Consider the following 19657-nt stretch of genomic DNA (forward strand, 5'->3'; position numbering starts at 1 on the left):
TTATATCAAAAGAAGTTTGGCAACACCAAACTTCAACTAGCTTATCCAATCTCTGCGATGACTTCAATTTCGACTTTTACATCACGAGGAAGACGAGCTACCTCTACTGCTGAACGAGCTGGAAATTCCTCTTTAAAGGCCGTTTGGTAAACCTCGTTAAAAGGAACGAAGTCGTTCATATCGCTCAAGAAGCAAGTTGTTTTGACCACATGGTCAAAGTCAGTTCCTGCCTCTGCCAAAATAGCACCGATGTTTTTCAAGACTTGTTCTGTCTGTTCTTGGATCGTTTCTCCAACGATTTCCCCAGTTTCAGGAGAGAGAGGAACTTGACCACTAGCAAACAAAAGGTTGCCAACGATTTTTCCTTGAACATAAGGCCCGATAGCCTTTGGAGCTTTGTCTGTATGAATTGTTTTTGCCATTTTCTTTTCCTCACAATTTTTCTAAGATTGCATCCCAAGCCTCATCCATCCCTGCCTTGCTGACAGATGAAAAGAGGATGAAGTCGTCACTTGGGTCAAAGTTTAATTTCTTTTTGATTGCTGATTCGTGCTTGTTCCATTTACCACGAGGAATCTTGTCCGCCTTGGTCGCCACAATGATAACCGGAATCTCATAATACTTGAGAAATTCGTACATCTGCACATCATCTGCTGACGGGTCATGGCGGAGATCCACCAAACTAACAACCGCACGGAGATTTTCCCTAGTTGTCAGATATTCCTCAATCATGCGCCCCCACTTTTCACGCTCTTTTTTGGAAACGCGAGCATAACCATAACCAGGAACATCCACAAAGCGCATCTTGTCGTCAATGTTAAAGAAGTTGAGAAGCTGGGTTTTCCCAGGTTTCCCTGACGTACGAGCCAGATTCTTACGGTTCAGCATGGTATTGATAAAGCTGGATTTACCAACATTTGAACGCCCTGCAAGAGCGATCTCTGGCAGTTCATCCTGTGGGTAGTGGGACTTGTTAGCCGCACTGAGCAAGATTTCAGCATTATGTGTATTAAGTTCCATAGTCACCTCTAGGCTGTTTCTAGGATTGGTTTATCCGTTCCATCGACAGCTTCTTTTGTGATGCGGACCAATTTCACATTTTCCTGACTCGGTACTTCAAACATGACATCTAGCATGGTTTCTTCGATGATGGAGCGAAGACCACGCGCACCAGTTTTGCGTTCGATGGCCTTATTTGCAATCTCTTGAAGGGCTTCGTCGTCAAATTCCAACTCGACATCATCATAAGAAAGCAAGGTTTGGTATTGTTTTACCAAGGCATTTCTTGGCTCTTTCAAGATACGAACCAAGTCATCCACTGTCAATTGCTCAAGAGCTGCAAAGACAGGCAAGCGTCCAATCAACTCAGGGATAATGCCAAATTTTTGAATATCTTCTGCGATGATTTCTTGCATGTAAGAGCTGTTTTCGTCAATCGCCTTATTGTTTTGACCAAATCCGATGACTTTTTCACCCAGACGTTGTTTGACAATTTCTTCAATACCATCAAAAGCACCACCCACGATGAAGAGGATATTTTTGGTATCCACTTGAATCATCTCTTGTTGCGGATGTTTGCGTCCACCTTGAGGCGGCACGCTTGCAACTGTTCCCTCAATAATCTTGAGAAGGGCTTGTTGCACCCCTTCACCAGAAACATCACGTGTGATAGACACGTTCTCACTCTTCTTGGCAATCTTGTCAATTTCATCCACATAGATAATGCCACGCTCTGCGCGCTCAATGTTAAAGTCAGCGGCCTGCAGGAGTTTGAGGAGGATATTTTCCACGTCCTCACCCACATAACCAGCCTCGGTAAGAGCTGTCGCATCCGCAATCGCAAAAGGTACATTCAAGCTCTTAGCCAAGGTCTGGGCAAGGAAAGTTTTCCCTGAACCAGTTGGACCAATCATCAAGATGTTTGACTTCTGCAAATCTACATCTTCCGACTCTTCACGCGTATCGTGGAAATTGATGCGTTTGTAGTGGTTGTATACTGCTACTGCTAAAGCCCGTTTGGCACGATCTTGACCGATTACATAGTGGTTCAAGATATGGAGGAGTTCAATTGGTTTTGGAACTTCTGACAAGTCTGCCAAGACTTCCTCAGCCAACTCCTCCCGAATGATTTCCTGGGCTAACTCCACACATTCATTACAAATAAAGGCGTTGTTCCCAGCGATTATTTTTTGTACTTCTTCTTGGCTTTTGCCACAAAATGAGCAATAAACCATCATATCATTATTCCTAGTTGTAGGCATGATTTCCTTCCGTTCTATTCTATACTGTCATTCTATCTAAAATAAGGTCATGTAAAAAGCATGGATACTATTGACCAAATTGGTAAAGGCATTTAACCAGAGCAGGACAGAAAGTCCATAACGCTTTTTACGAAAAGCCTGTGCTCCAGCAAGCAAGCAGACCAAACACAGCATGGCTGTGAAAAAACCAAATATACTACGTTCCATTAGACTTCCTTTCTCTTGCGGTATTGGATGGTAAAATCATAAGGATTTTTCTCATCCTTGGTATAGGATTTGCTTGAAACTGTCTCAAAAAGAGATAAGTCAAACTCCTCAGGGAAATAGGTATCTCCCTCCACCCGAGCATGGATTTGAGTGACAATTACTTCATCCAAATAGGGTTCAAAAGCCTGAAAAATCTGCTTCCCACCGATAATATAGAGATTCTTGTCTTGGCCCTGATACCAGTCGAGAACAGACTGGACATCCTGAAAAGTAATAACCCCATCTATCTTTTCTTCCGGGTTACGTGTCAAAATCAAGGTCTCCCGTTTTGGAAGCAAGCGACGCCCCATCCCATCAAAGGTCACGCGCCCCATCAAGATAGCATGATTCAGAGTTGTTTCTTTGAAGTGTTGCAGTTCTGCTGGCAAATGCCAAGGCAGACGATTGTTCTTACCAATCACACCCTCTTCATCCTGGGCCCAAATAGCTACGATTTTCTTAGTCATGCTTCCATCCTTTTCACTGATAGTACTATTTTATCAAAAAACTCAAAAAAAGACTGGTTTGGAATAGCTTACAGAATATAAAAAATCCGTAAGAGGAATCCTACAGATTTTTATATGATTATTCTATTTCTTACAAACCAGGTGCTTGTCCAAGCTCTGCGGCAAGCATCCAGATTGTTTTATCAGTTTCAGTTTTAGCGTCTGAGAAGATACCGTTTGTCACATCGTCACCTTCTTCATCAGTGACATCCAAACCTTTTTGGAAAAGTTCTGACAAGTAACGGTAGATAGCAAGAACACGTTCCAAGCTTTCTTCAACATTACGGTATTCACCAGCTTCTTCTTCGATTTCACTGTTTTGAAGGAATTCTGTCAAAGTAGAGAATGGGCTACCACCAAGTGTAATCAAACGTTCGCTGATTTCATCCAATTGACCGTCAAGAGCATCCATGTACTCATCCATTTTTGGATGCCATACAAGGAAACCACGACCACGCATATACCAGTGTACTTGGTGCAAAGCCACATGAGCTACGTACAAATCAGCAACAGCTTGGTTCAAGACTTCCTTTGTTTTTGCCAATGCTACTGGCGCTGCTTTTGTTAATGATGTTACATCTTTTACTGCTTCTTTTTTCAATTCTACCATTTTATTTTACCTCATTCATTATTATTTGTAATCACTTCTTAATGATTACTACCTTAGTATACTACTAAGTAAAACCAATAGCAAGCCAAATGACTCACATGAGAAAAGTTGCAATAGACTGATAATTTAAGAATTTTTTAGAATGAAACCCAGTCCCTTTCAAACTCTCTTAACAGAGATAAAATAAAGAAAAAGAGGATGCAATTTTCTTGCACACTCCTTTCTCAAACTTATATCTTAATACCAAACGCTGACGTCAACACGACCACGAATTCCTTTTAAGTATTCAGATGAGGTATATTGCCATCCTTTTTCACCTGAATAATGAGGATTTGTCCAATCAAGCGCATCCGTATAGGCTGCTACCCAGTTAACATGTTGCAAAATATCAGGATGATTCAAACGAGTTTGCAAAAGTTGACGGTAGCTATAAACTTTCACATTTTGATAACCAGCCTGTTTCATTGTTGCCATATACTTGTTGATAATCTTGACCCAGGTTCCAGTATCACTTGGAGCTCTCTTGGTCTTATTGCCATATTCCCAGTTCTCAACATCGTAGTAGATAGGGTAAGACAAGTTCATCTTGTATTTTTTCAAGAGTTCAATGGTTTGATTAGCATCATTCTCAGCATCGGTCTCATTTTCAGCATAAGTATAAAGGTAAACACCGTAAGGAATTCCAAGACGGTTTAACTCCTTAATATTATGAGCCAATTCCTTGTCCTCAGTTCCACTATAGCCCAAACGAACAATGACTCCATCAACGCCATTATCATCGATGACTTTTTTCCAATCACTGATCCGACCATTGTGCTCACTGACATCGATAACTTTTTTAACTTGATCAGTCCCAACTTGTTCTTCACGATGGTTAAAGAAATAACGTCTGCCATTTCGGTGAACCCAGCCAACATTCAAGTCTTTCTTTTCTTTTAACTCACCTGAGTCAGAAAAAATATAGCGAGCATCATCCATGACTAATTCGCCAGTAGCCATAGCACCACTTCCTGTCAAATAATAGTTACCCTGCCACTCATCTTTAGCCATGTAACCCCACTTCTTGAAATAGTACCACTTGCCGTCTACCTTTTGCCACTCTTGATTTGCATAAGAACCATCGGACTTGAGATAGAAATAAGACGAAAAGGCTGGATCATAGAGCCATTCATTTTGCATCATAGCACCTTGACCATTTAGGAAATAACTTCCTTGCCATTGACTTTTAGCTAAATAGCCCCATTTTTTAAAATAGTACCATTTACCTCCAACAGAATGCCATTCCTGGTTAGCATAAGAACCATCGGACTTCAGGTAAAACCAATTCTTATAGGCGTTATCATAAACCCATTCATTCTTAGCCATATAGCCACCTGATTTTAGGTAGTAATTGCCCTGCCACTCATTTTGAGCATAACGACCGTCTGACTTAATATAAAACCAAGCCTTATAGTAGTTATCAAAAATCCACTCACTCTTGGCTTTGGAACCATCAGCCTTTACATAATAATCCCCCTCCCAGTGGGCAGAAGCATTGATCTTTACTCCTGCGCTCGTTTGAGTTTTGTTAGAAGACTGATTTTGCTCTGAACTACTTGAAACTGTCGTTGCATCCTGCGAAGTTTTTGCTACTTCAGTTTCATTTGCAGCTACATGACTAACTGCCAAGCCTAGTAAAAAGATACTCGCTAATCCAATTTTTCCAATCTTTGTTTTCAATCTTTCCTCTCCTATAAAAAATGGAACAGACATCTGAATGCTGTTCCACCTAGCTTTTGCTACTGATTATTTTACAAAGTCAAGCAAAGTCAAGAAGCTTTCTGCTTCAAGTGACGCACCACCAACAAGGGCACCGTCAACGTCTGGGCAAGCCATGTATGAAGCAACGTTTTCAGGTTTAACAGAACCACCGTATTGAACACGAACTTTGTCTGCCACTTCTTGACCAAAGTCAGCAGCTACAACGTCACGAACAACTTTACACATTTTTTGTGCATCGTCTTGTGAAGCTGATTTACCAGTACCGATAGCCCAGATTGGCTCGTAAGCGATAACTGATGCAGCAACTTGTTCAGCTGTCAAACCAGCCAATGCAGCAGATACTTGAGCACCTACGAATTCAGCAGCTTTACCAGCTTCATAAGTTTCAAGTGATTCACCACAACAGATGATTGGAAGCATGCCGTTTGCAAAGATTGCTTTTGCTTTTTTGTTGATATCTTCGTCAGTTTCATGGAAGTAGTCACGGCGTTCTGAGTGACCGATAACAACGTAGTCAGTACCGATTTCTTTCAAAACTTGTGGGCTAGTTTCACCAGTGAAAGCACCTGAATTTTCAAAGTAGCAGTTTTGAGCAGCAACTTTAAGGTTTGAACCTTTTGCAGCAGCAAGAACAGTTGTCAAATCAAGAGCTGGAGCAGCGATACCTGCTTCAACAAGATCTGATGAAGGAAGTTTTGACGCAACTGCTTCAACGAATTCTTTAGCTTCTTCTGGATTTTTGTTCATTTTCCAGTTACCAGCGATAAATGGTTTACGTGACATTTCACATACCTCTTTTTTCAATTTATTTTCTATTTATTTTATCACAATTAGACACAGCTTGCAAATCTTACTCGGATTTCAAGCCTGCTTACACGGATTAATCCTTCCAGAGATCCATGGCATTTCTGAAATCTGCCGATACCTGTGTCATCTGAGGATTGCTTGCTTCTCTTTCTGCCCGCTTAGCCTCAATTTGAGCCACACTCTTGATTCCTTCATGGCGCCAATTTCTCAAAATCGCCTGAATGTACTTCCAGTTTGGTTTTCCATTCAAAACAGCTTCACGAAGAGCTTCCTTAATCAAGTCAGCACTGGTCCCATCTTCTTTTAGGGTCTTGGTCAAATCCTCAATTTCAAAAGGCGTCAACAAACGTCCCAACTCCTGTTGAAAGGTTTCTACCAAATCCTTGAGCTGGTTTTGAGGTGTCAACTGGTCTGAACTCGAAGTAGGAGCTCCAAGCAAGTTATCTAAACGTTCCAAAGCCAAACTAGCATCAAAGAGCAATTCAATTTCGCCATTTAATTCGATAGTACGATACTGGAGCAGTCCCCTCTCTGTCAAGTTGGAAATGGACTGGTTGACATCCGAAATTTCCTTGCCAATCCTTTCAGCAATCTGACTTGGCGACATTTCTTCCAAACCTGTCGTATTTTGCAAATAGAAAAATTGCCAGACTAAAAAATCATCGCTTGAAGGAAAGAGTTCCTTAAAATGCAAGAGCAGGGCACTCGGTAAAACCAAGTTCCCTGATTTAAAAGCGTCTAAATATGTCATAATTCCTCTTATAAATACCCATATGCAGATGCATCATCTTCTATCTTTCTCCAGTCAAAAGGCGTCTCCTGATAGACAGCATAGTTTACCCAGTTACTGAAAAAGAGGGCTGCTGATGAAGACCAACAAAGACAAGGTGTCTGGTTGACATCATCATCCTTAAAGTAATTTTCTGGAATATGAGGATCCAAACCTGCATTACGATCTCGGAAATACTCTTTTGCCAGGGTATCACGATCATACTCCAAATGCCCAAAACTATAAATTTCTCGTAAATCCCGACTGGCCAAAATCGAAACCCCAACCTGAGGTCCTTCTGATAAAATTTCGAGATTGGTCTTATTCAGAATCTCTTCCTTAGAAATCTCCGTATGCCGAGAATGAGGAGCTACGTAGCTATCGTCAAAGCCTCTAAAGAGAAGGTGACCCTCTTTTAGGGTGTCCTGAGGATAGATACCCGATAACTTACTGTCCATCTGGTATTTTTCCACTCCATAACGCAGATAAAGACCAGCCTGAGCCCCCCAACAGATATGAAGGGTCGAATAGACATGGGTCTTGGACCACTCGATTACCTGACTGAATTCCTCCCAATAGTCCACTTCCTCAAATGGTAAATGCTCAACTGGAGCACCCGTGATAATCATGCCATCAAAATACTCATCCTTAACCTCTGGAAAAGTTTTATAGAAGGTCTCCATGTGCTCTGAACGAGTTGTTTTAGAACGATGGCTCTCCATATAGAGAAAATCTATATCCAGTTGCAGGGGTGTATTAGCCAAATGGCGTAACAACTGGGTCTCTGTGACCATTTTTTGTGGCATGAGATTTAAAATTAAAATCTTCAAAGGGCGGATATCTTGGTGGGCAGCACGTTGATCATCCATGACAAAGATGTTCTCTGTCCGTAAAATCTCAACAGCTGGTAATTTTTTATCAATTCGAATCGGCATAACCCTCTCCTAACTGTATTCTTTCAGGAATAATTGCATATGTTTGAAACTCTTCGAAAATCTCTTCAAACCGCGTCAACGTTGCCTTGCCGTAGATATGTTACTGACTTCGTCAGTTCTATCCACAACCTCAAAACAGTGTTTTGAGCTGACTTCGTCAGTCTTATCTACAACCTCAAAGCAGTGCTTTGAGCAACCTGCGGCTAGTTTCCTAGTTTGCTCTTTGATTTTCATTGAGTATGAAACTAAATCTCAAACACTTAGTCCTTTTATTATACTGCAAGAAGATATAGTTTTCAATTATAGTTTTTCTCTAACTAGCTATAGTCTATTTTTATATCCTAATGTAGAGAAAACAGCCCTAGGGACTGTTTTTCATTAATAATGCATAAGAACCTTGTAATCGTAGTCACCGATTTTTTCACGACCGTTCAATTCATCCAATTCAACAAGGAAGGCACAACCTGCTACAACACCACCAAGTTTTTCAATCATCTCGATAGTTGCCTTAACAGTTCCACCTGTTGCCAAGAGGTCATCTACGATAAGAACACGTTGACCTGGCTTAATAGCGTCAGCATGCATAGTCAAGGTATCAACACCGTACTCTTTTTCATAGTCAGCAGAAATAACTTCACGTGGCAATTTACCTGGTTTACGAACAGGTGCAAAACCAATTCCCAACTCAAAGGCAACTGGACAGCCCACGATAAATCCACGAGCCTCAGGACCTACAATCATGTCAATTTTCTTGTCAGTCGCATACTGAACGATTTCACGAACAGCGTAGCTATAAGCATTCCCATCAGCCATCAAAGGACTGATATCACGGAAGGTAATCCCTTCCTTTGGATAATTTTCAATTGTTGCAATGTAATCTTTTAAATTCATCTTTTTCTTTCTTTCAAAGTTTTTTACTCTCTATTATAGCATATTTTTTAAGAAAGAAAAAAGGAAAAGTTAACATCAATAATTATCTAACGATTTGACGATTTATGACTAGCCATAGCAATAAAGCCCAAGTTCTTTTTATTCTTATCAAACATTTTATACATAGTTAAAAACTGCTTTCTATTCTCCTTTTTACAAGCATTTACACAAATTTTCAAGGTTCCTAGCCAACCTTCGTCATAAATCATACCCGATAATTTCATTAATGTCATTTCACCAGTCAATACTTTCACATCACAATAACCTGATTCTATCATCAGCTCTTCCCAACCATCTTGAGTTAAAGGACCTACATTCACATGAATTGCTTGCGACAATTCCTGTCTGACAGACTCTTTAGCTTCCTTAAGAAGCACATCATGTGTCAAGAGAAGACCCTCAGGTTTTAAAACCCTTAAATATTCCATTACACATTTTTTCTTAGCTTGATCGGCTTGCATAGTCAGCATAGCTTCATTTATAACAATATCAAAACTAGCATCTTCATAAGGAAGTTTCATTGCATTAGCTCTTTCAAAACTGATTAAATGAGCAACACCTGCCGTTTCAGCAGATTTTTTAGCCACTTCTAAAGCTTGAGCATCCATATCAACAGCAGTTATCTTACAACCAAAACGCTGTGCCAACTCAATTGCTGTAGTTCCCCTATTGCACGCAACTTCTAGTATTCTCTTTTCTTTTGAAAATCCTCCTTCCTCAATTAACCAATCTGTAGCACGTTTTCCACCTGGACGTAAGCGTTTTTTCCCTAATTTTGCTAAAAACTTATGACCTGCTTCTGACATTTGAACACCTCTGTTTTTTCTTCATTATAACATAAAATGATATTATCTGACAATTCTAATCTATTATTTGATAAACTAGAATCAAAAGCATACAAACCACCATGACTATAGCATAAATCTATTAATCAACTCTCTAGTTCGAATTCAACTCCTTCCATCATTTACACATTCAGGTTACGACTATTTTTGTACTTTGGAATTGCTCTCTTCTTCATCCGCTCTACGAACCTCCACCTTTCTGTTCGTAGAGCCACGATTTCGCTATCCCTTCCTCTCCCAGCTACCTCACGATAGTCAGGCTTGGGAATCGCTATTGGGTTCACCGGTAGCAGGTGCCTACCGAGGACTTACACCTCAGATGTACGACATGCCCGTCGTACGCCAAAAAAACGAGCACTTTCGTACTCGTTCTCTCTGTATAAACTACTGATTAAAGTGAGTTTACGTCAACTTTGATACCAACACCTTGAGTAGTTGTGATCGTCAAGTTTGTTACGTAAGTTCCTTTAGCTGTAGCTGGTTTTGCTTTTTGAATTGTTTCGTTGAAAGCTTTGAAGTTTTCAACCAATTTTTCAGCTTCAAATGATACTTTACCGATGATTGCTTGAACGTTACCTGCACGGTCAGCACGGTAAGTGATTTTACCACCTTTAGACTCTTCAACTGCTTTAGCAACATCCATTGTTACAGTACCAGTTTTAGGGTTTGGCATCAAGTTACGTGGTCCAAGGACACGTCCAAGACGTCCAACAAGAGCCATCATGTCAGGTGTAGCGATAACTACGTCGAAGTCCAACCAACCGTCGTTGATTTTAGCAACAAGGTCATCTTCACCAACAAAGTCTGCACCAGCAGCTTTTGCTTCTTCAGCTTTTGCACCGCGTGCGAAAACAAGAACGCGTGAAGTTTTACCAGTACCGTTTGGCAATACCATTGCTCCACGGATTTGTTGGTCAGCTTTTTTAACGTCGATGTTCAAGTTGTAAGCAACTTCTACAGTTGCGTCAAATTTTGCAAAGTTAGTTTCTTTTGCAAGTGCTACAGCTTCTTCTACGCTGTATGCTTTTGTGCTGTCGATTTTCTCAAGAGCAGCACGAAGTTGTTTGCTTTTTTTAGCCATTTTCTATTCTCCTTGTAAGTGGTTCAATCGATTTTCATCTCCCACGTCACTCCTCGAAATGATGAAGTCTTGCGGGTTATCAGTCTATTATTTTTCTTTTCCTACGTCGTTAAATTCCCTTGCTGTACCCAAGTACAAGCATCAGTCACTTACCTAGTATGAAAAGCAACTAATAGACTGCTGTGAGATTTTCTACTGTGTTATTGATTAGTCAACAACAGTGAATCCCATAGAACGAGCAGTACCTTCGATCATACGCATTGCAGACTCTACGTTTGCTGCGTTCAAATCTGGCATCTTAGTTTCTGCAATTTCTTGTACTTGTGCACGAGTAACTGTAGCAACTTTAGTTTTGTTAGGTGTACCTGATCCTTTTTCAACACCTGCAGCTTTTTTCAAAAGAACAGCAGCTGGTGGTGTTTTAGTGATGAAAGTAAATGATTTATCTTCGTAAACTGAGATAACAACTGGAATGATCATACCAGCTTGGTCAGCTGTACGAGCGTTGAACTCTTTTGTGAATCCCATGATGTTGATACCAGCTTGACCAAGAGCAGGTCCAACCGGTGGAGCTGGTGTAGCTTTACCAGCAGGGATTTGCAATTTTACAAGTTTTTCGACTTTTTTAGCCATTTTTAAATCCTCCTTTGTGGTTTTGGCGGTAATTAAAGATTTTTACCTCCCACAAGTATGCTTTTCACATACCCATCTATTATACACTATTTATCTAGAATTGCAAGAGAAAAGTTTATTTTTTATACTCAATAAAAATCAAAGAGCAAACTAGGAAGCTAGCCGCAGGTTGCTCAAAACACTGTTTTGAGGTTGTAGATGGAACTGACGTAGTCAGTATCCTACACATACGGCAAGGCGACGCTGACGTGGTTTGAATTTGATTTTCGAAGAGTATTAATCGACATAATCTCCGCCTTCAAAGCCGTAATACTCTTCCAAACTGAGACCACTTGCAGCTATTTCTTTTGCTTCTTTTCCGACATAACGAAGGTGCCATTCTTCAGCCATATAGCCTGTTTCCTTTTCCTTGCCTTTGAGATAACGAACAACAAAACCATAATCAGCCGCATGGTCCAAGAGCCATTGGGCCGCTTTTTCTTCTGTCACCAAATCACCATTTGTCCCAATCACATCAAAAGCCAAGCCTGTCTGGTGCTCGCTATAGCCAGGACGGGCAGAATAACGGTCGGCAGCTTCTTTCCCATCTTGATTGACATAATCTTGATAGAGCTTAGTCTGAGTTTCATAACTTCTAAAGCCACTGTAATGGTCGCTAATGGGGAAACCTGCCTCTTGCATAGCTTTGATGAGTTTGACCAACTCTGCCTTGGCTGTTGGATTTTCCCCTGGATTATAGTCTTTAGACAATGGATAGTGTTTGTTGGCTACGATGATTTCATCGTATTTCCCTTGGATGCTGTAGTAGTCTCCTTTGTTAACCACTTCTGCTTTTTTCTGGGCAGCTCCTTGAGGCTTACTTCCGACTGTTCCATCAGCTTTGGCTGTTTGTTCTGTTTTAGCTACTCCATTTTCATTTTTTGCTTTTTCTTGTGAACAAGCTGCCAGACTCAAGGCTAGCAAGGCTGTCAAAACAAGATATCTTTTTTTCATTTTTACTCCTTTATTTCTAATAGTTTATCTACTTCTGACGATAAACATTCGACTAATCTTTTAATCTCATCCGGTTTTGCTTGGCAGATTGCTGCTGTCATTTCTTCAAAGGGAACCCACCAGACTGGACCACGTCCCTTGAGACCGTGACCCTTCATATCACCTGTCCGTCGTGGAAACAGATGCCAATGAAGATGGGCATCGCCATTTCCTAGCAGTTCGATATTCATTTTCTCAGCAGCAAAGGCCTTGGCAACTGCCTCTTGGACTAGACTCATTTCTTCTAGAAAATGGACTCTCATTTCCTTTTCTAAATGGTGCAATTCCGTGACATGTTCCTTGGCTAGAAAGAGGCTATAGCCTGCAAAATACTGGTGGTCTCCAACCACAAGATAGCCTGTTTCCAACTCTTTGACAAAATAGGGATTTTCTCCCTTCTTGATGAGCTCAATTCTCTGGCAAATCAAACACATATTAGTCTACCAATGCGCTCTTAAGGTAAGCATCAACCATACGCTCCGTTGCAACCACCGAGTCAATATGAGTGCGCTCATATGAGTGGCTAGACTCGATACCAGCACCAAGCAGAGCGTGTTTAACCTCAGCCCCTGCAGACATGGCCGCTGAAGCGTCCGATCCATAAAATGGATAGATATCCAACTTAAATGGAATATCTTGCTCTTTAGCCAAGGCAACTAAGTGTTGACGGAAGTCATAGTGATAAGGGCCTGAAGCATCCTTGACACAGATAGATACTGTGTACTCATCTGTCTGCTGGTCATCACCCATGGCTCCCATGTCCACAGCCAGATATTCTACTACCTGAGCAGGGATATTAGAGTTGGCACCGTGCCCCACTTCTTCAAAGACTGAAAAAGCAAAATGGGTTGTTACGGGCAATTCAATCTTCTCTTCCTTATAAATACGAAGCAGGTTAAGCAAAATCGCTGCACTGACCTTATCGTCCAAATGACGAGACTTGATAAAGCCTGTCTCTGTCACGACAGTTCGGGGATCAAAGCTGATAAAATCACCGACCTCAATCCCCAAGGCACGAGTTTCTTTTTCATTGGTTACTTTTGCATCCAAACGCACTTCCATATTGTCCTGCGTGCGTTCTGCAGTTCCTGCATCCTTATAGACATGGCAAGAAGTTTGGTGGATAAGGATGGTTCCAGATACCTTTTGACCTGTGCTAGCCACATGAACGGTACAGTTTTCTCCTTCAATCATATTCCAAGGAAAACCACCGATACGGTCCATTTTGAGACGACCGTCTGGTTTGACAGCACGGACAATAGCACCCAGCGTATCTACATGGGCAGTCACATAGCGGTGTTGTTCATCTTTTTGACCTTTAATGGTCACATTGACACCGCCCTTGGCTGTGCGAACTGGCTGATAACCAAAATCTTCTAAAGTCTTGACTAAATAGTCCGAAATCTCACGAGTGAAGCCTGTTGGCGATGCGATGGCTGTTAGTTCTTTGATATATTCTACTGTTTGATTCATTTCTTCACCTCTTTTGCTACCTATTATAACACATTTATCATCGGATAAAAAAAGAAAATCACTCCTGTAGACTTGGCTACAAAAGTGATTTTAATGATTATTCCATTTCAAAAACATCGCTTTCTTGCTTGTTTGGTAGAACCAATGAGAGCAAGATTCCGACAACGGCTGGTACCAACCATGGGAGAGATGCCTTGGCAAAAGGAAGAGCCTTGACAAGGTTTGCAAGAAACTCAACCTTAAACGAGCTTCCTAGTACGCTTGCAATGGCAATAGCTGTAACCACAGCAATTGTCAACTGCATACCTGGTTTTGAAAGGGAAACAAATTTGTTGACAATGACAATCATAACGATGGCAATGGTGATTGGGTACAAGATAACCAGTACAGGGATTGAGTACTTGATAATCGCATCAAGACCCAAATTGGCAATGGCAAATCCAATCAAGGTAAAGGCTGTCGCATAAACCTTGTAGCTGATTTGTGGGAAGCGTTCATTAAAGAACTCAGCTGTAGACACAATCAAACCAACAGTCGTTGTGAAGCAGGTTACAGTAACCATAGCTGCAAGGAAGAGTTGGGCTGTTGAGCCAAAGATTTCTTGAGTAGCTTGTGACAAGATGTAAACACCTGGTGTTCCACCCTTCATCGCTTCAGCTGGTACCGGGAAATGATTTCCAAGGAAACCTAAACCGATATAAAGAGCACTGAAGGCAAGGGCAACAACGATACCAACAACCCAGATAGTTGAAATGTATTCTTTCTTACTTGAAAATCCAAGTTGTTTCAAGGTTTGAACTGCGATTACACTGAAGGCAACTGAGGCAAGGGCGTCCAAGGTATTGTAACCTTCTAGGAAACCTGTACCAAAGGCAGAAGCTTGATAAGCAGCTGAAGCAGCTTGAGGACTTGTTCCACCGTATTTGAAAGCTCCCAGAACAACCAAGATAACAATCAAAATCGCAAAGACTGGCGTTAAAATACGGCCGATGCGGTCTAAGATTTTTGATGGATTAAGCGAAATTAAATAGGCTGCCGCAAAGTAAAGAAGAGTGAAGACAATCAAACCAAGACCTTTATTGGCATCCGACAAAAGAGGGCTAATCCCTACTTCGTAAGCTGTTGTAGCTGTACGTGGGATGGCAAAGAATGGGCCAATTGACAAGTAAAGAACTGAGAGGTAAAGAGTCGCAAACCAAGGCGCTATCTTTGTTGAAATCTCGTAGATATATCCTTTAGGATTGAGCGTTCCAATAATAAGAGTCAAGACGGCGATACCGACACCTGAAAAGACAAAACCTGCGATGGCAGGAAGAAAATGTTCTCCAGATAGAGCACCTAGAGAAGGCGGAAAAATCAAGTTCCCCGCACCAAAAAATATTCCAAACAGGAGCAAACCTGTTAGGGCACCTTTTTTAGCCATGAAAATCTCCTTCATATTTATAAAATACTGACCTAGTATATCATGAATAAGAGTATGAAAAAAGTATCACGAAGTAAATATTGAATGTTTTCAAGATTCTCAAAAATTAGAATTGTCTAAAAACAAAATCCCCTACCCAGTCCAAACCAAGTAGGAGAAATGCAAATTTTTAAAGTTCTTCAAAGGCAGTCATACCACCTTGAACATTGATAACTTCATAACCTTGTTCAGCTAAAAATTGACAAGCACGCGCCGATCTCACTCCAGATTTGCAAATAACATAATGCAACTGGTCCTTGTCCAACTGATCAAAAGTATCAGACAATTGACTAAGCGGTAGGTTGTGGGCACCTTCTAAATGAAGTGTTTCAAACTCATCCACTTCTCGCACGTCCACTAGAGAAAGTTGGTCGTTTTGATAAAGCTGGTAAAATGCGTCAAAGGTAATTTCTTTCATTCTTTTTCTCCTAATACTCTTCGAAAATCTCTTCAAACCACGTCAGCGTCGCCTTACCGTAGGTATGGTTACTGACTTCGTCAGTTCTATCCACAACCTCAAAACAGTGTTTTGAGCTGACTTCGTCAGTTTTATCTGCAACCTCAAAGCTGTACTTTGAGCAGCCTGCGGCTAGCTTCCTAGTTTGCTCTTTGATTTTCATTGACTATAAAATGGTTTTAATTCTTTTTTTCAAGTCTGGCACCACTTCTGACTCAAACCAAGGATTTTTGACCATCCAGATTTGATTTCGTGGTGAAGGGTGAACTAGTGGAAAATAGTCTGGCAAGTAGTTCTGGTAATGTTTTACCCGTTCTGTTACCTTGCCACTGACTTTCTCCTGTAAATAGTAGGCTTGGGCATATTGGCCAATCAAGAGGGTCAACTGAATATCTGGTAATTCTTGCAAGAGCTGCGGATGCCATTTTTCAGCAAAGCCAGTTCTCGGTGGCAGATCACCTGACTTGCCATGTCCTGGAAAGTAGAAATCCATAGGCAAGACAGCAAAATAGCCTGAATTGTAAAAGGTATCTTCATCCACACCTAGCCAGTCGCGCAAGCGGTTACCACTTTTGTCCTTCCAGTAAAGGCCTGCTTCTTGGGTTTTAAGACCAGGCGCTTGACCGATGATATTGATGCGAGCAGTCTTTGGCGCTGCAAAGAGAGGCTCGATGCCACGCTCTGTATAGGTGGCATTCTGCGGATCCGCCATGATAGCCTGCTTGATTCTTTCGATTTGGGACATCTACTTTTCCTCCAAAAAGAAGTCTAAGCATACAATCTCAGACTTCTATCGTTTTATTTGATCAATTCGTAAATAGCTTCGGCATAGATTGCTGCAGCTCGGAAGAGATCGTCCAAGGCGATAAATTCATTAGCTTGGTGCATAGTGTCAATTGAGTCTGGGAACATGGCACCGTAGGCAACTCCGCGTTCTAGCAAGCGACCAAAGGTTCCACCACCGATGACTTGTTCATGACCTTGTAGTCCTGTTTGTTTTTCATAGACATTCAACAAAGTTTGCACAAGTGGATCTTCCATTGGCACATAGTGAGGCGTGTGACCGTGTTCAGAAAGGCTAACAGAAGCAACTGGCAAGTTTTCAAGGATTGACTTGATCTGCTCTGGACTTGTTCCTTTTGGATAGCGGATATTAAGGGCAATGGTATTGTCAGCGCTTGTTTCATCGAAGCGGAAGACACCGGCATTCATAGAAAGGGTACCCATCTTTTCATCCACATGAGCAATCTTGAGATTTTCACCCTCATGGTCGTTCAAGAGAATCTTGCCAGCGATATCTAGGTAGTCTTTTGCAGGTCCTGTAAAGTTAAACTGGCTGAGGAAGAGGGCAAGGTAAGTCGCACCATTGACACCTGAAGCAGGCATAGCACCGTGGGCTGATTTACCAATGATCGTCACCTTGTATTGGCCGTTTTCTTCTTGGAGTTCTCCTCTAAGTTTGTGTTCTGCAACAAAGGCATCTAGTTTAGCTTGCAAGTCAGCCAAATTACCTGAAATAACTGCTGTTGCTGATTCTGGTACCATGTTTTCACGCAAACCACCTGTGAAGCTGTGAAGACGGGCAGCGCCTGTATTTTTACCTACAAAATGAAGATATTCTGTGATGTTTCCTTTTTCACCGTTGATGATAGGGAACTCAGCATCTGGGGAGAAACCGAAGTCTGGTTTTGCAAGTCCTACATGTTCAAAATAGTAATCCATGTCTGCCCAGCCTGATTCTTCATCAGTTCCGACAATAAAGCGAACTTTCTTAGAAGTTGGAAGGCCCAATTCTTTGATGATTTTCAAACCATAGTAACAAGCTGTTGTAGGACCCTTGTCATCTGAAGCACCACGCGCGTAGAGGCGACCATCTTTGATAGTTGGTGTGTAAGGGTCTGTGTCCCAACCACTACCAGCTGGCACCACATCCATGTGGGCAAAGATTCCGAGAACTTCTTCTCCATCACCAAACTCAAAATGTCCTGCATAGTTATCGACATTCTTAGTTGGATAGCCATCACGGTCTGCGATTTCAAGAAATTTTTCCAAGGATTTTACTGGACCAGGTCCAAAGGGATGCTGGGCATCAGCCTTGCTATCATCACGTTCAGAGTTGATTTCCAAAAGGCTAAACAAGTCAGCCAAGAGGTCTTCTTTGCGTTTTTCTACTTCTGCTGTAAAATCAATTGCTGTCATATTATCTTCCTTCTATCTTTTCTCGATGATTTCATCTACTGGCAAGCGGTAGCTTGGTTCCAATTTTTCATCTGTGTAACCCACTGTAATCAAGAGTTCTGGACGGAAACGGTCTTCGATATCCAAAACTTCGTTGACTTTTGATTTGTCAAATCCAAGAATCATATTTGATCCAATTCCTTGGTCTGTAAGAGCGAGAATCAAGTTCATGGCAACCAAACCTGCATTGAGGGCCAGGTAGTCGCTGACTTGTTGTTCATTGTAGCGTGCAAATTCAGCTGGCAAATTTTTCATGAAGTATTGAAGTTGTTCTTCTGAGAAATTGTTAGCACCACCAACTCGGGCAATCTTACGAGCACGTTTGGCAAGGTCTGTATCCGTAAACAGGGCAATAGTTACAGGTGCTGATGATACCTGTTCAAAGTTGGAACCATAAGCTAATTTTGCCAGTTCAGCATTTTTCTCACGAACCACCACAAATTTCCAAGGCTGGCTATTGTGGGCGCTTGGTGCCAAGGTTGCGATTTCGATAGCCGTACGAACATCTTTAGGATCAACTGGCTTATCAGTGAAATGCTTGGTCGCATGACGTTTTTTATTTAATTCAAGAAATTTCATAATCGATTTCCTTTTCTAATTCTACTGCTTCCATTTTACCATATTTTGAAAGAGCTTGCAGGGATTTTTCATGATTAAGATTTTTTATCACGGCCATAAAAAATATATATTGGTTCATCAAGACAGTTTCTGATAAACTAACAAGTACTTTACATTTGAATGGAGATATTATGAAAAAATTTAGCCTATTATTAGCCATCCTACCATTTTTGGTTGCCTGTGGAAATCAAGCCACACCTAAAAAGACCAGCTCTCAAAAGACAATCGTCGTTGCTACAGCTGGCGATGTGCCACCATTTGACTACGAAGACAAGGGCAATCTAACAGGATTCGACATCGAAGTTCTAAAAGCAGTGGATGAAAAACTCAGCGACTATGAGATTCAATTCCAAAGAACTGCTTGGGAAAGTATCTTTCCAGGACTTGATTCTGGTCACTATCAGGCTGCAGCCAATAACTTGAGTTACACAAAAGAACGTGCTGAAAAATACCTCTACTCACTTCCAATTTCAAACAATCCCCTCGTCCTTGTCAGCAACAAGAAAAATCCTCTGACTTCACTTGACCAAATCGCTGGCAAAATAACACAAGAGGATACTGGAACTTCAAACGCTCAATTCATCAATAACTGGAACCAGAAACACACTGACAATCCCGCTACTATCGATTTTTCTGGAGAGGATATCGGTAAACGAATCCTAGACCTCTCTAACGGCGAATTTGATTTCCTCGTTTTTGACAAGGTATCCGTTCAAAAGATCATCAAGGATCGTGGCTTAGACCTCTCAGTCGTTGATTTACCTTCTGCCGATAGCCCCAACAACTATATCGTTTTCTCAAGCGACCAAAAGGAGTTTAAAGAGAAATTTGATAAAGCGCTCAAAGAACTCTATCAAGATGGAACCCTTGAAAAACTTAGCAATACCTATCTAGGTGGTTCTTATCTTCCAGATCAATCTCAGTTACAGTAAGATATACTAAAAGCGATTGGACCAGCCAATCGCTTTTTTAGTTTGCATTGGTTATTTTAGG

At 41.3% G+C, this 19657-nt stretch carries 24 protein-coding genes; 1 reads left to right on the forward strand and 23 read right to left on the reverse strand.

Annotated features, from left to right (window positions below):
- Positions 1-41: 41 nt before the first annotated feature.
- The 23 genes from O3650_RS02500 to O3650_RS02610 form a co-directional block, all read right to left on the reverse strand.
- Positions 42-422 carry a RidA family protein gene (locus O3650_RS02500; protein WP_001140420.1) on the reverse strand — a complete coding sequence of 127 codons (381 nt, stop codon included), beginning with the start codon at positions 420-422 and terminating at the stop codon, positions 42-44.
- 10 nt (positions 423-432) lie between these two features.
- Entirely contained in the window at positions 433-1020 is a 588-nt protein-coding gene (yihA, locus tag O3650_RS02505; protein WP_000422605.1) for a ribosome biogenesis GTP-binding protein YihA/YsxC, read from the reverse strand.
- Positions 1021-1028: 8 nt separating this feature from the next.
- On the reverse strand, positions 1029-2261 hold the full coding sequence (gene clpX, locus O3650_RS02510) for an ATP-dependent Clp protease ATP-binding subunit ClpX (RefSeq protein ID WP_025169664.1): 1233 nt from the start codon (positions 2259-2261) through the stop codon (positions 1029-1031).
- Positions 2262-2297: 36 nt separating this feature from the next.
- Entirely contained in the window at positions 2298-2468 is a 171-nt protein-coding gene (locus tag O3650_RS02515; RefSeq protein WP_000442260.1) for a hypothetical protein, read from the reverse strand.
- The gene (locus O3650_RS02520) at positions 2468-2974 is read right to left on the reverse strand and encodes a dihydrofolate reductase (protein ID WP_203176051.1); all 507 of its coding nucleotides are present in this window, start codon (positions 2972-2974) and stop codon (positions 2468-2470) included. The genes O3650_RS02515 and O3650_RS02520 overlap by 1 nt, the downstream gene beginning before the upstream one ends.
- Positions 2975-3104: 130 nt before the next feature.
- Positions 3105-3623, reverse strand: a complete 519-nt coding sequence (locus O3650_RS02525; RefSeq protein ID WP_042750433.1) for a DNA starvation/stationary phase protection protein — start codon at positions 3621-3623, stop codon at positions 3105-3107.
- Positions 3624-3860: 237 nt separating this feature from the next.
- On the reverse strand, positions 3861-5375 hold the full coding sequence (gene lytC / locus O3650_RS02530; protein ID WP_203176050.1) for a GH25 family lysozyme: 1515 nt from the start codon (positions 5373-5375) through the stop codon (positions 3861-3863).
- Positions 5376-5408: 33 nt separating this feature from the next.
- A complete protein-coding gene (gene tpiA, locus O3650_RS02535; protein WP_203176046.1) occupies positions 5409-6167 on the reverse strand; it encodes a triose-phosphate isomerase in 759 nt (252 codons plus the stop codon).
- Between the two features lie 97 nt (positions 6168-6264).
- A complete protein-coding gene (locus O3650_RS02540; protein ID WP_060805865.1) occupies positions 6265-6942 on the reverse strand; it encodes a DnaD domain-containing protein in 678 nt (225 codons plus the stop codon).
- A gap of 8 nt (positions 6943-6950) precedes the next feature.
- Positions 6951-7895: a homoserine O-succinyltransferase gene (gene metA / locus O3650_RS02545; RefSeq protein ID WP_084930455.1), complete on the reverse strand. Its 945-nt coding sequence runs from the start codon at positions 7893-7895 to the stop codon at positions 6951-6953.
- A 378-nt stretch (positions 7896-8273) separates the two neighbouring features.
- Positions 8274-8786: an adenine phosphoribosyltransferase gene (locus tag O3650_RS02550; protein ID WP_001049318.1), complete on the reverse strand. Its 513-nt coding sequence runs from the start codon at positions 8784-8786 to the stop codon at positions 8274-8276.
- Between the two features lie 86 nt (positions 8787-8872).
- Positions 8873-9631 carry a class I SAM-dependent methyltransferase gene (locus tag O3650_RS02555; RefSeq protein WP_153192202.1) on the reverse strand — a complete coding sequence of 253 codons (759 nt, stop codon included), beginning with the start codon at positions 9629-9631 and terminating at the stop codon, positions 8873-8875.
- Positions 9632-10061: 430 nt separating this feature from the next.
- Complete coding sequence (gene rplA / locus O3650_RS02560; RefSeq protein ID WP_001085675.1) at positions 10062-10751, reverse strand: 50S ribosomal protein L1; 690 nt, start codon at positions 10749-10751, stop codon at positions 10062-10064.
- 207 nt (positions 10752-10958) lie between these two features.
- Positions 10959-11384 carry a 50S ribosomal protein L11 gene (rplK, locus tag O3650_RS02565; protein ID WP_001085807.1) on the reverse strand — a complete coding sequence of 142 codons (426 nt, stop codon included), beginning with the start codon at positions 11382-11384 and terminating at the stop codon, positions 10959-10961.
- A gap of 276 nt (positions 11385-11660) precedes the next feature.
- Complete coding sequence (gene ldcB / locus O3650_RS02570) at positions 11661-12377, reverse strand: LD-carboxypeptidase LdcB/DacB (protein WP_203176044.1); 717 nt, start codon at positions 12375-12377, stop codon at positions 11661-11663.
- Positions 12378-12379: 2 nt separating this feature from the next.
- Positions 12380-12850, reverse strand: coding sequence for an HIT family protein (locus tag O3650_RS02575; RefSeq protein ID WP_000335624.1), 471 nt, complete (start codon positions 12848-12850; stop codon positions 12380-12382).
- Between the two features lies 1 nt (position 12851).
- Positions 12852-13889, reverse strand: a complete 1038-nt coding sequence (locus tag O3650_RS02580) for a M42 family metallopeptidase (RefSeq protein ID WP_203176042.1) — start codon at positions 13887-13889, stop codon at positions 12852-12854.
- 97 nt (positions 13890-13986) lie between these two features.
- Complete coding sequence (brnQ, locus tag O3650_RS02585) at positions 13987-15312, reverse strand: branched-chain amino acid transport system II carrier protein (protein ID WP_203176041.1); 1326 nt, start codon at positions 15310-15312, stop codon at positions 13987-13989.
- Between the two features lie 169 nt (positions 15313-15481).
- Positions 15482-15769, reverse strand: coding sequence for a rhodanese-like domain-containing protein (locus tag O3650_RS02590; protein WP_203176040.1), 288 nt, complete (start codon positions 15767-15769; stop codon positions 15482-15484).
- 10 nt (positions 15770-15779) lie between these two features.
- The gene (locus tag O3650_RS02595; RefSeq protein ID WP_101784476.1) at positions 15780-15971 is read right to left on the reverse strand and encodes a hypothetical protein; all 192 of its coding nucleotides are present in this window, start codon (positions 15969-15971) and stop codon (positions 15780-15782) included.
- Between the two features lie 3 nt (positions 15972-15974).
- Complete coding sequence (locus O3650_RS02600) at positions 15975-16553, reverse strand: uracil-DNA glycosylase family protein (RefSeq protein ID WP_203176039.1); 579 nt, start codon at positions 16551-16553, stop codon at positions 15975-15977.
- Positions 16554-16606: 53 nt separating this feature from the next.
- Positions 16607-18007 carry a dipeptidase PepV gene (gene pepV, locus O3650_RS02605; protein ID WP_203176038.1) on the reverse strand — a complete coding sequence of 467 codons (1401 nt, stop codon included), beginning with the start codon at positions 18005-18007 and terminating at the stop codon, positions 16607-16609.
- 12 nt (positions 18008-18019) lie between these two features.
- Positions 18020-18625, reverse strand: coding sequence for a nitroreductase family protein (locus O3650_RS02610; RefSeq protein WP_000670160.1), 606 nt, complete (start codon positions 18623-18625; stop codon positions 18020-18022).
- 170 nt (positions 18626-18795) lie between these two features.
- On the opposite strand from O3650_RS02610, the gene O3650_RS02615 reads away from it, so the two are divergent.
- Positions 18796-19596 (forward strand): amino acid ABC transporter substrate-binding protein, encoded by an 801-nt coding sequence (locus O3650_RS02615; RefSeq protein ID WP_371491520.1) that lies wholly within the window; start codon positions 18796-18798, stop codon positions 19594-19596.
- Positions 19597-19657: the final 61 nt, after the last annotated feature.

The organism is Streptococcus sp. 20925_1_24 (genome assembly GCF_041432335.1).
Taxonomy (GTDB): Bacteria; Bacillota; Bacilli; order Lactobacillales; family Streptococcaceae; genus Streptococcus; species Streptococcus mitis_BM.

What these genes read in the sequence shown, in the direction of transcription:
- O3650_RS02520 (WP_203176051.1), bottom strand. Translation starts at nt 2,974, where the DNA reads ATGACTAAGAAAATCGTAGCTATTTGGGCCCAGGATGAAGAGGGTGTG.
- O3650_RS02555 (WP_153192202.1), bottom strand. Translation starts at nt 9,631, where the DNA reads ATGTCAGAAGCAGGTCATAAGTTTTTAGCAAAATTAGGGAAAAAACGC.
- pepV (WP_203176038.1), bottom strand. Translation starts at nt 18,007, where the DNA reads ATGACAGCAATTGATTTTACAGCAGAAGTAGAAAAACGCAAAGAAGAC.
- O3650_RS02550 (WP_001049318.1), bottom strand. Translation starts at nt 8,786, where the DNA reads ATGAATTTAAAAGATTACATTGCAACAATTGAAAATTATCCAAAGGAA.
- O3650_RS02610 (WP_000670160.1), bottom strand. Translation starts at nt 18,625, where the DNA reads ATGAAATTTCTTGAATTAAATAAAAAACGTCATGCGACCAAGCATTTC.
- O3650_RS02500 (WP_001140420.1), bottom strand. Translation starts at nt 422, where the DNA reads ATGGCAAAAACAATTCATACAGACAAAGCTCCAAAGGCTATCGGGCCT.
- O3650_RS02575 (WP_000335624.1), bottom strand. Translation starts at nt 12,850, where the DNA reads ATGTGTTTGATTTGCCAGAGAATTGAGCTCATCAAGAAGGGAGAAAAT.
- rplK (WP_001085807.1), bottom strand. Translation starts at nt 11,384, where the DNA reads ATGGCTAAAAAAGTCGAAAAACTTGTAAAATTGCAAATCCCTGCTGGT.
- rplA (WP_001085675.1), bottom strand. Translation starts at nt 10,751, where the DNA reads ATGGCTAAAAAAAGCAAACAACTTCGTGCTGCTCTTGAGAAAATCGAC.
- O3650_RS02595 (WP_101784476.1), bottom strand. Translation starts at nt 15,971, where the DNA reads ATGAAAATCAAAGAGCAAACTAGGAAGCTAGCCGCAGGCTGCTCAAAG.
- yihA (WP_000422605.1), bottom strand. Translation starts at nt 1,020, where the DNA reads ATGGAACTTAATACACATAATGCTGAAATCTTGCTCAGTGCGGCTAAC.
- clpX (WP_025169664.1), bottom strand. Translation starts at nt 2,261, where the DNA reads ATGCCTACAACTAGGAATAATGATATGATGGTTTATTGCTCATTTTGT.
- O3650_RS02525 (WP_042750433.1), bottom strand. Translation starts at nt 3,623, where the DNA reads ATGGTAGAATTGAAAAAAGAAGCAGTAAAAGATGTAACATCATTAACA.
- O3650_RS02590 (WP_203176040.1), bottom strand. Translation starts at nt 15,769, where the DNA reads ATGAAAGAAATTACCTTTGACGCATTTTACCAGCTTTATCAAAACGAC.
- lytC (WP_203176050.1), bottom strand. Translation starts at nt 5,375, where the DNA reads ATGTCTGTTCCATTTTTTATAGGAGAGGAAAGATTGAAAACAAAGATT.
- metA (WP_084930455.1), bottom strand. Translation starts at nt 7,895, where the DNA reads ATGCCGATTCGAATTGATAAAAAATTACCAGCTGTTGAGATTTTACGG.
- O3650_RS02580 (WP_203176042.1), bottom strand. Translation starts at nt 13,889, where the DNA reads ATGAATCAAACAGTAGAATATATCAAAGAACTAACAGCCATCGCATCG.
- tpiA (WP_203176046.1), bottom strand. Translation starts at nt 6,167, where the DNA reads ATGTCACGTAAACCATTTATCGCTGGTAACTGGAAAATGAACAAAAAT.
- O3650_RS02600 (WP_203176039.1), bottom strand. Translation starts at nt 16,553, where the DNA reads ATGTCCCAAATCGAAAGAATCAAGCAGGCTATCATGGCGGATCCGCAG.
- O3650_RS02515 (WP_000442260.1), bottom strand. Translation starts at nt 2,468, where the DNA reads ATGGAACGTAGTATATTTGGTTTTTTCACAGCCATGCTGTGTTTGGTC.
- O3650_RS02615 (WP_371491520.1), top strand. Translation starts at nt 18,796, where the DNA reads ATGAAAAAATTTAGCCTATTATTAGCCATCCTACCATTTTTGGTTGCC.
- O3650_RS02540 (WP_060805865.1), bottom strand. Translation starts at nt 6,942, where the DNA reads ATGACATATTTAGACGCTTTTAAATCAGGGAACTTGGTTTTACCGAGT.
- brnQ (WP_203176041.1), bottom strand. Translation starts at nt 15,312, where the DNA reads ATGGCTAAAAAAGGTGCCCTAACAGGTTTGCTCCTGTTTGGAATATTT.
- ldcB (WP_203176044.1), bottom strand. Translation starts at nt 12,377, where the DNA reads ATGAAAAAAAGATATCTTGTTTTGACAGCCTTGCTAGCCTTGAGTCTG.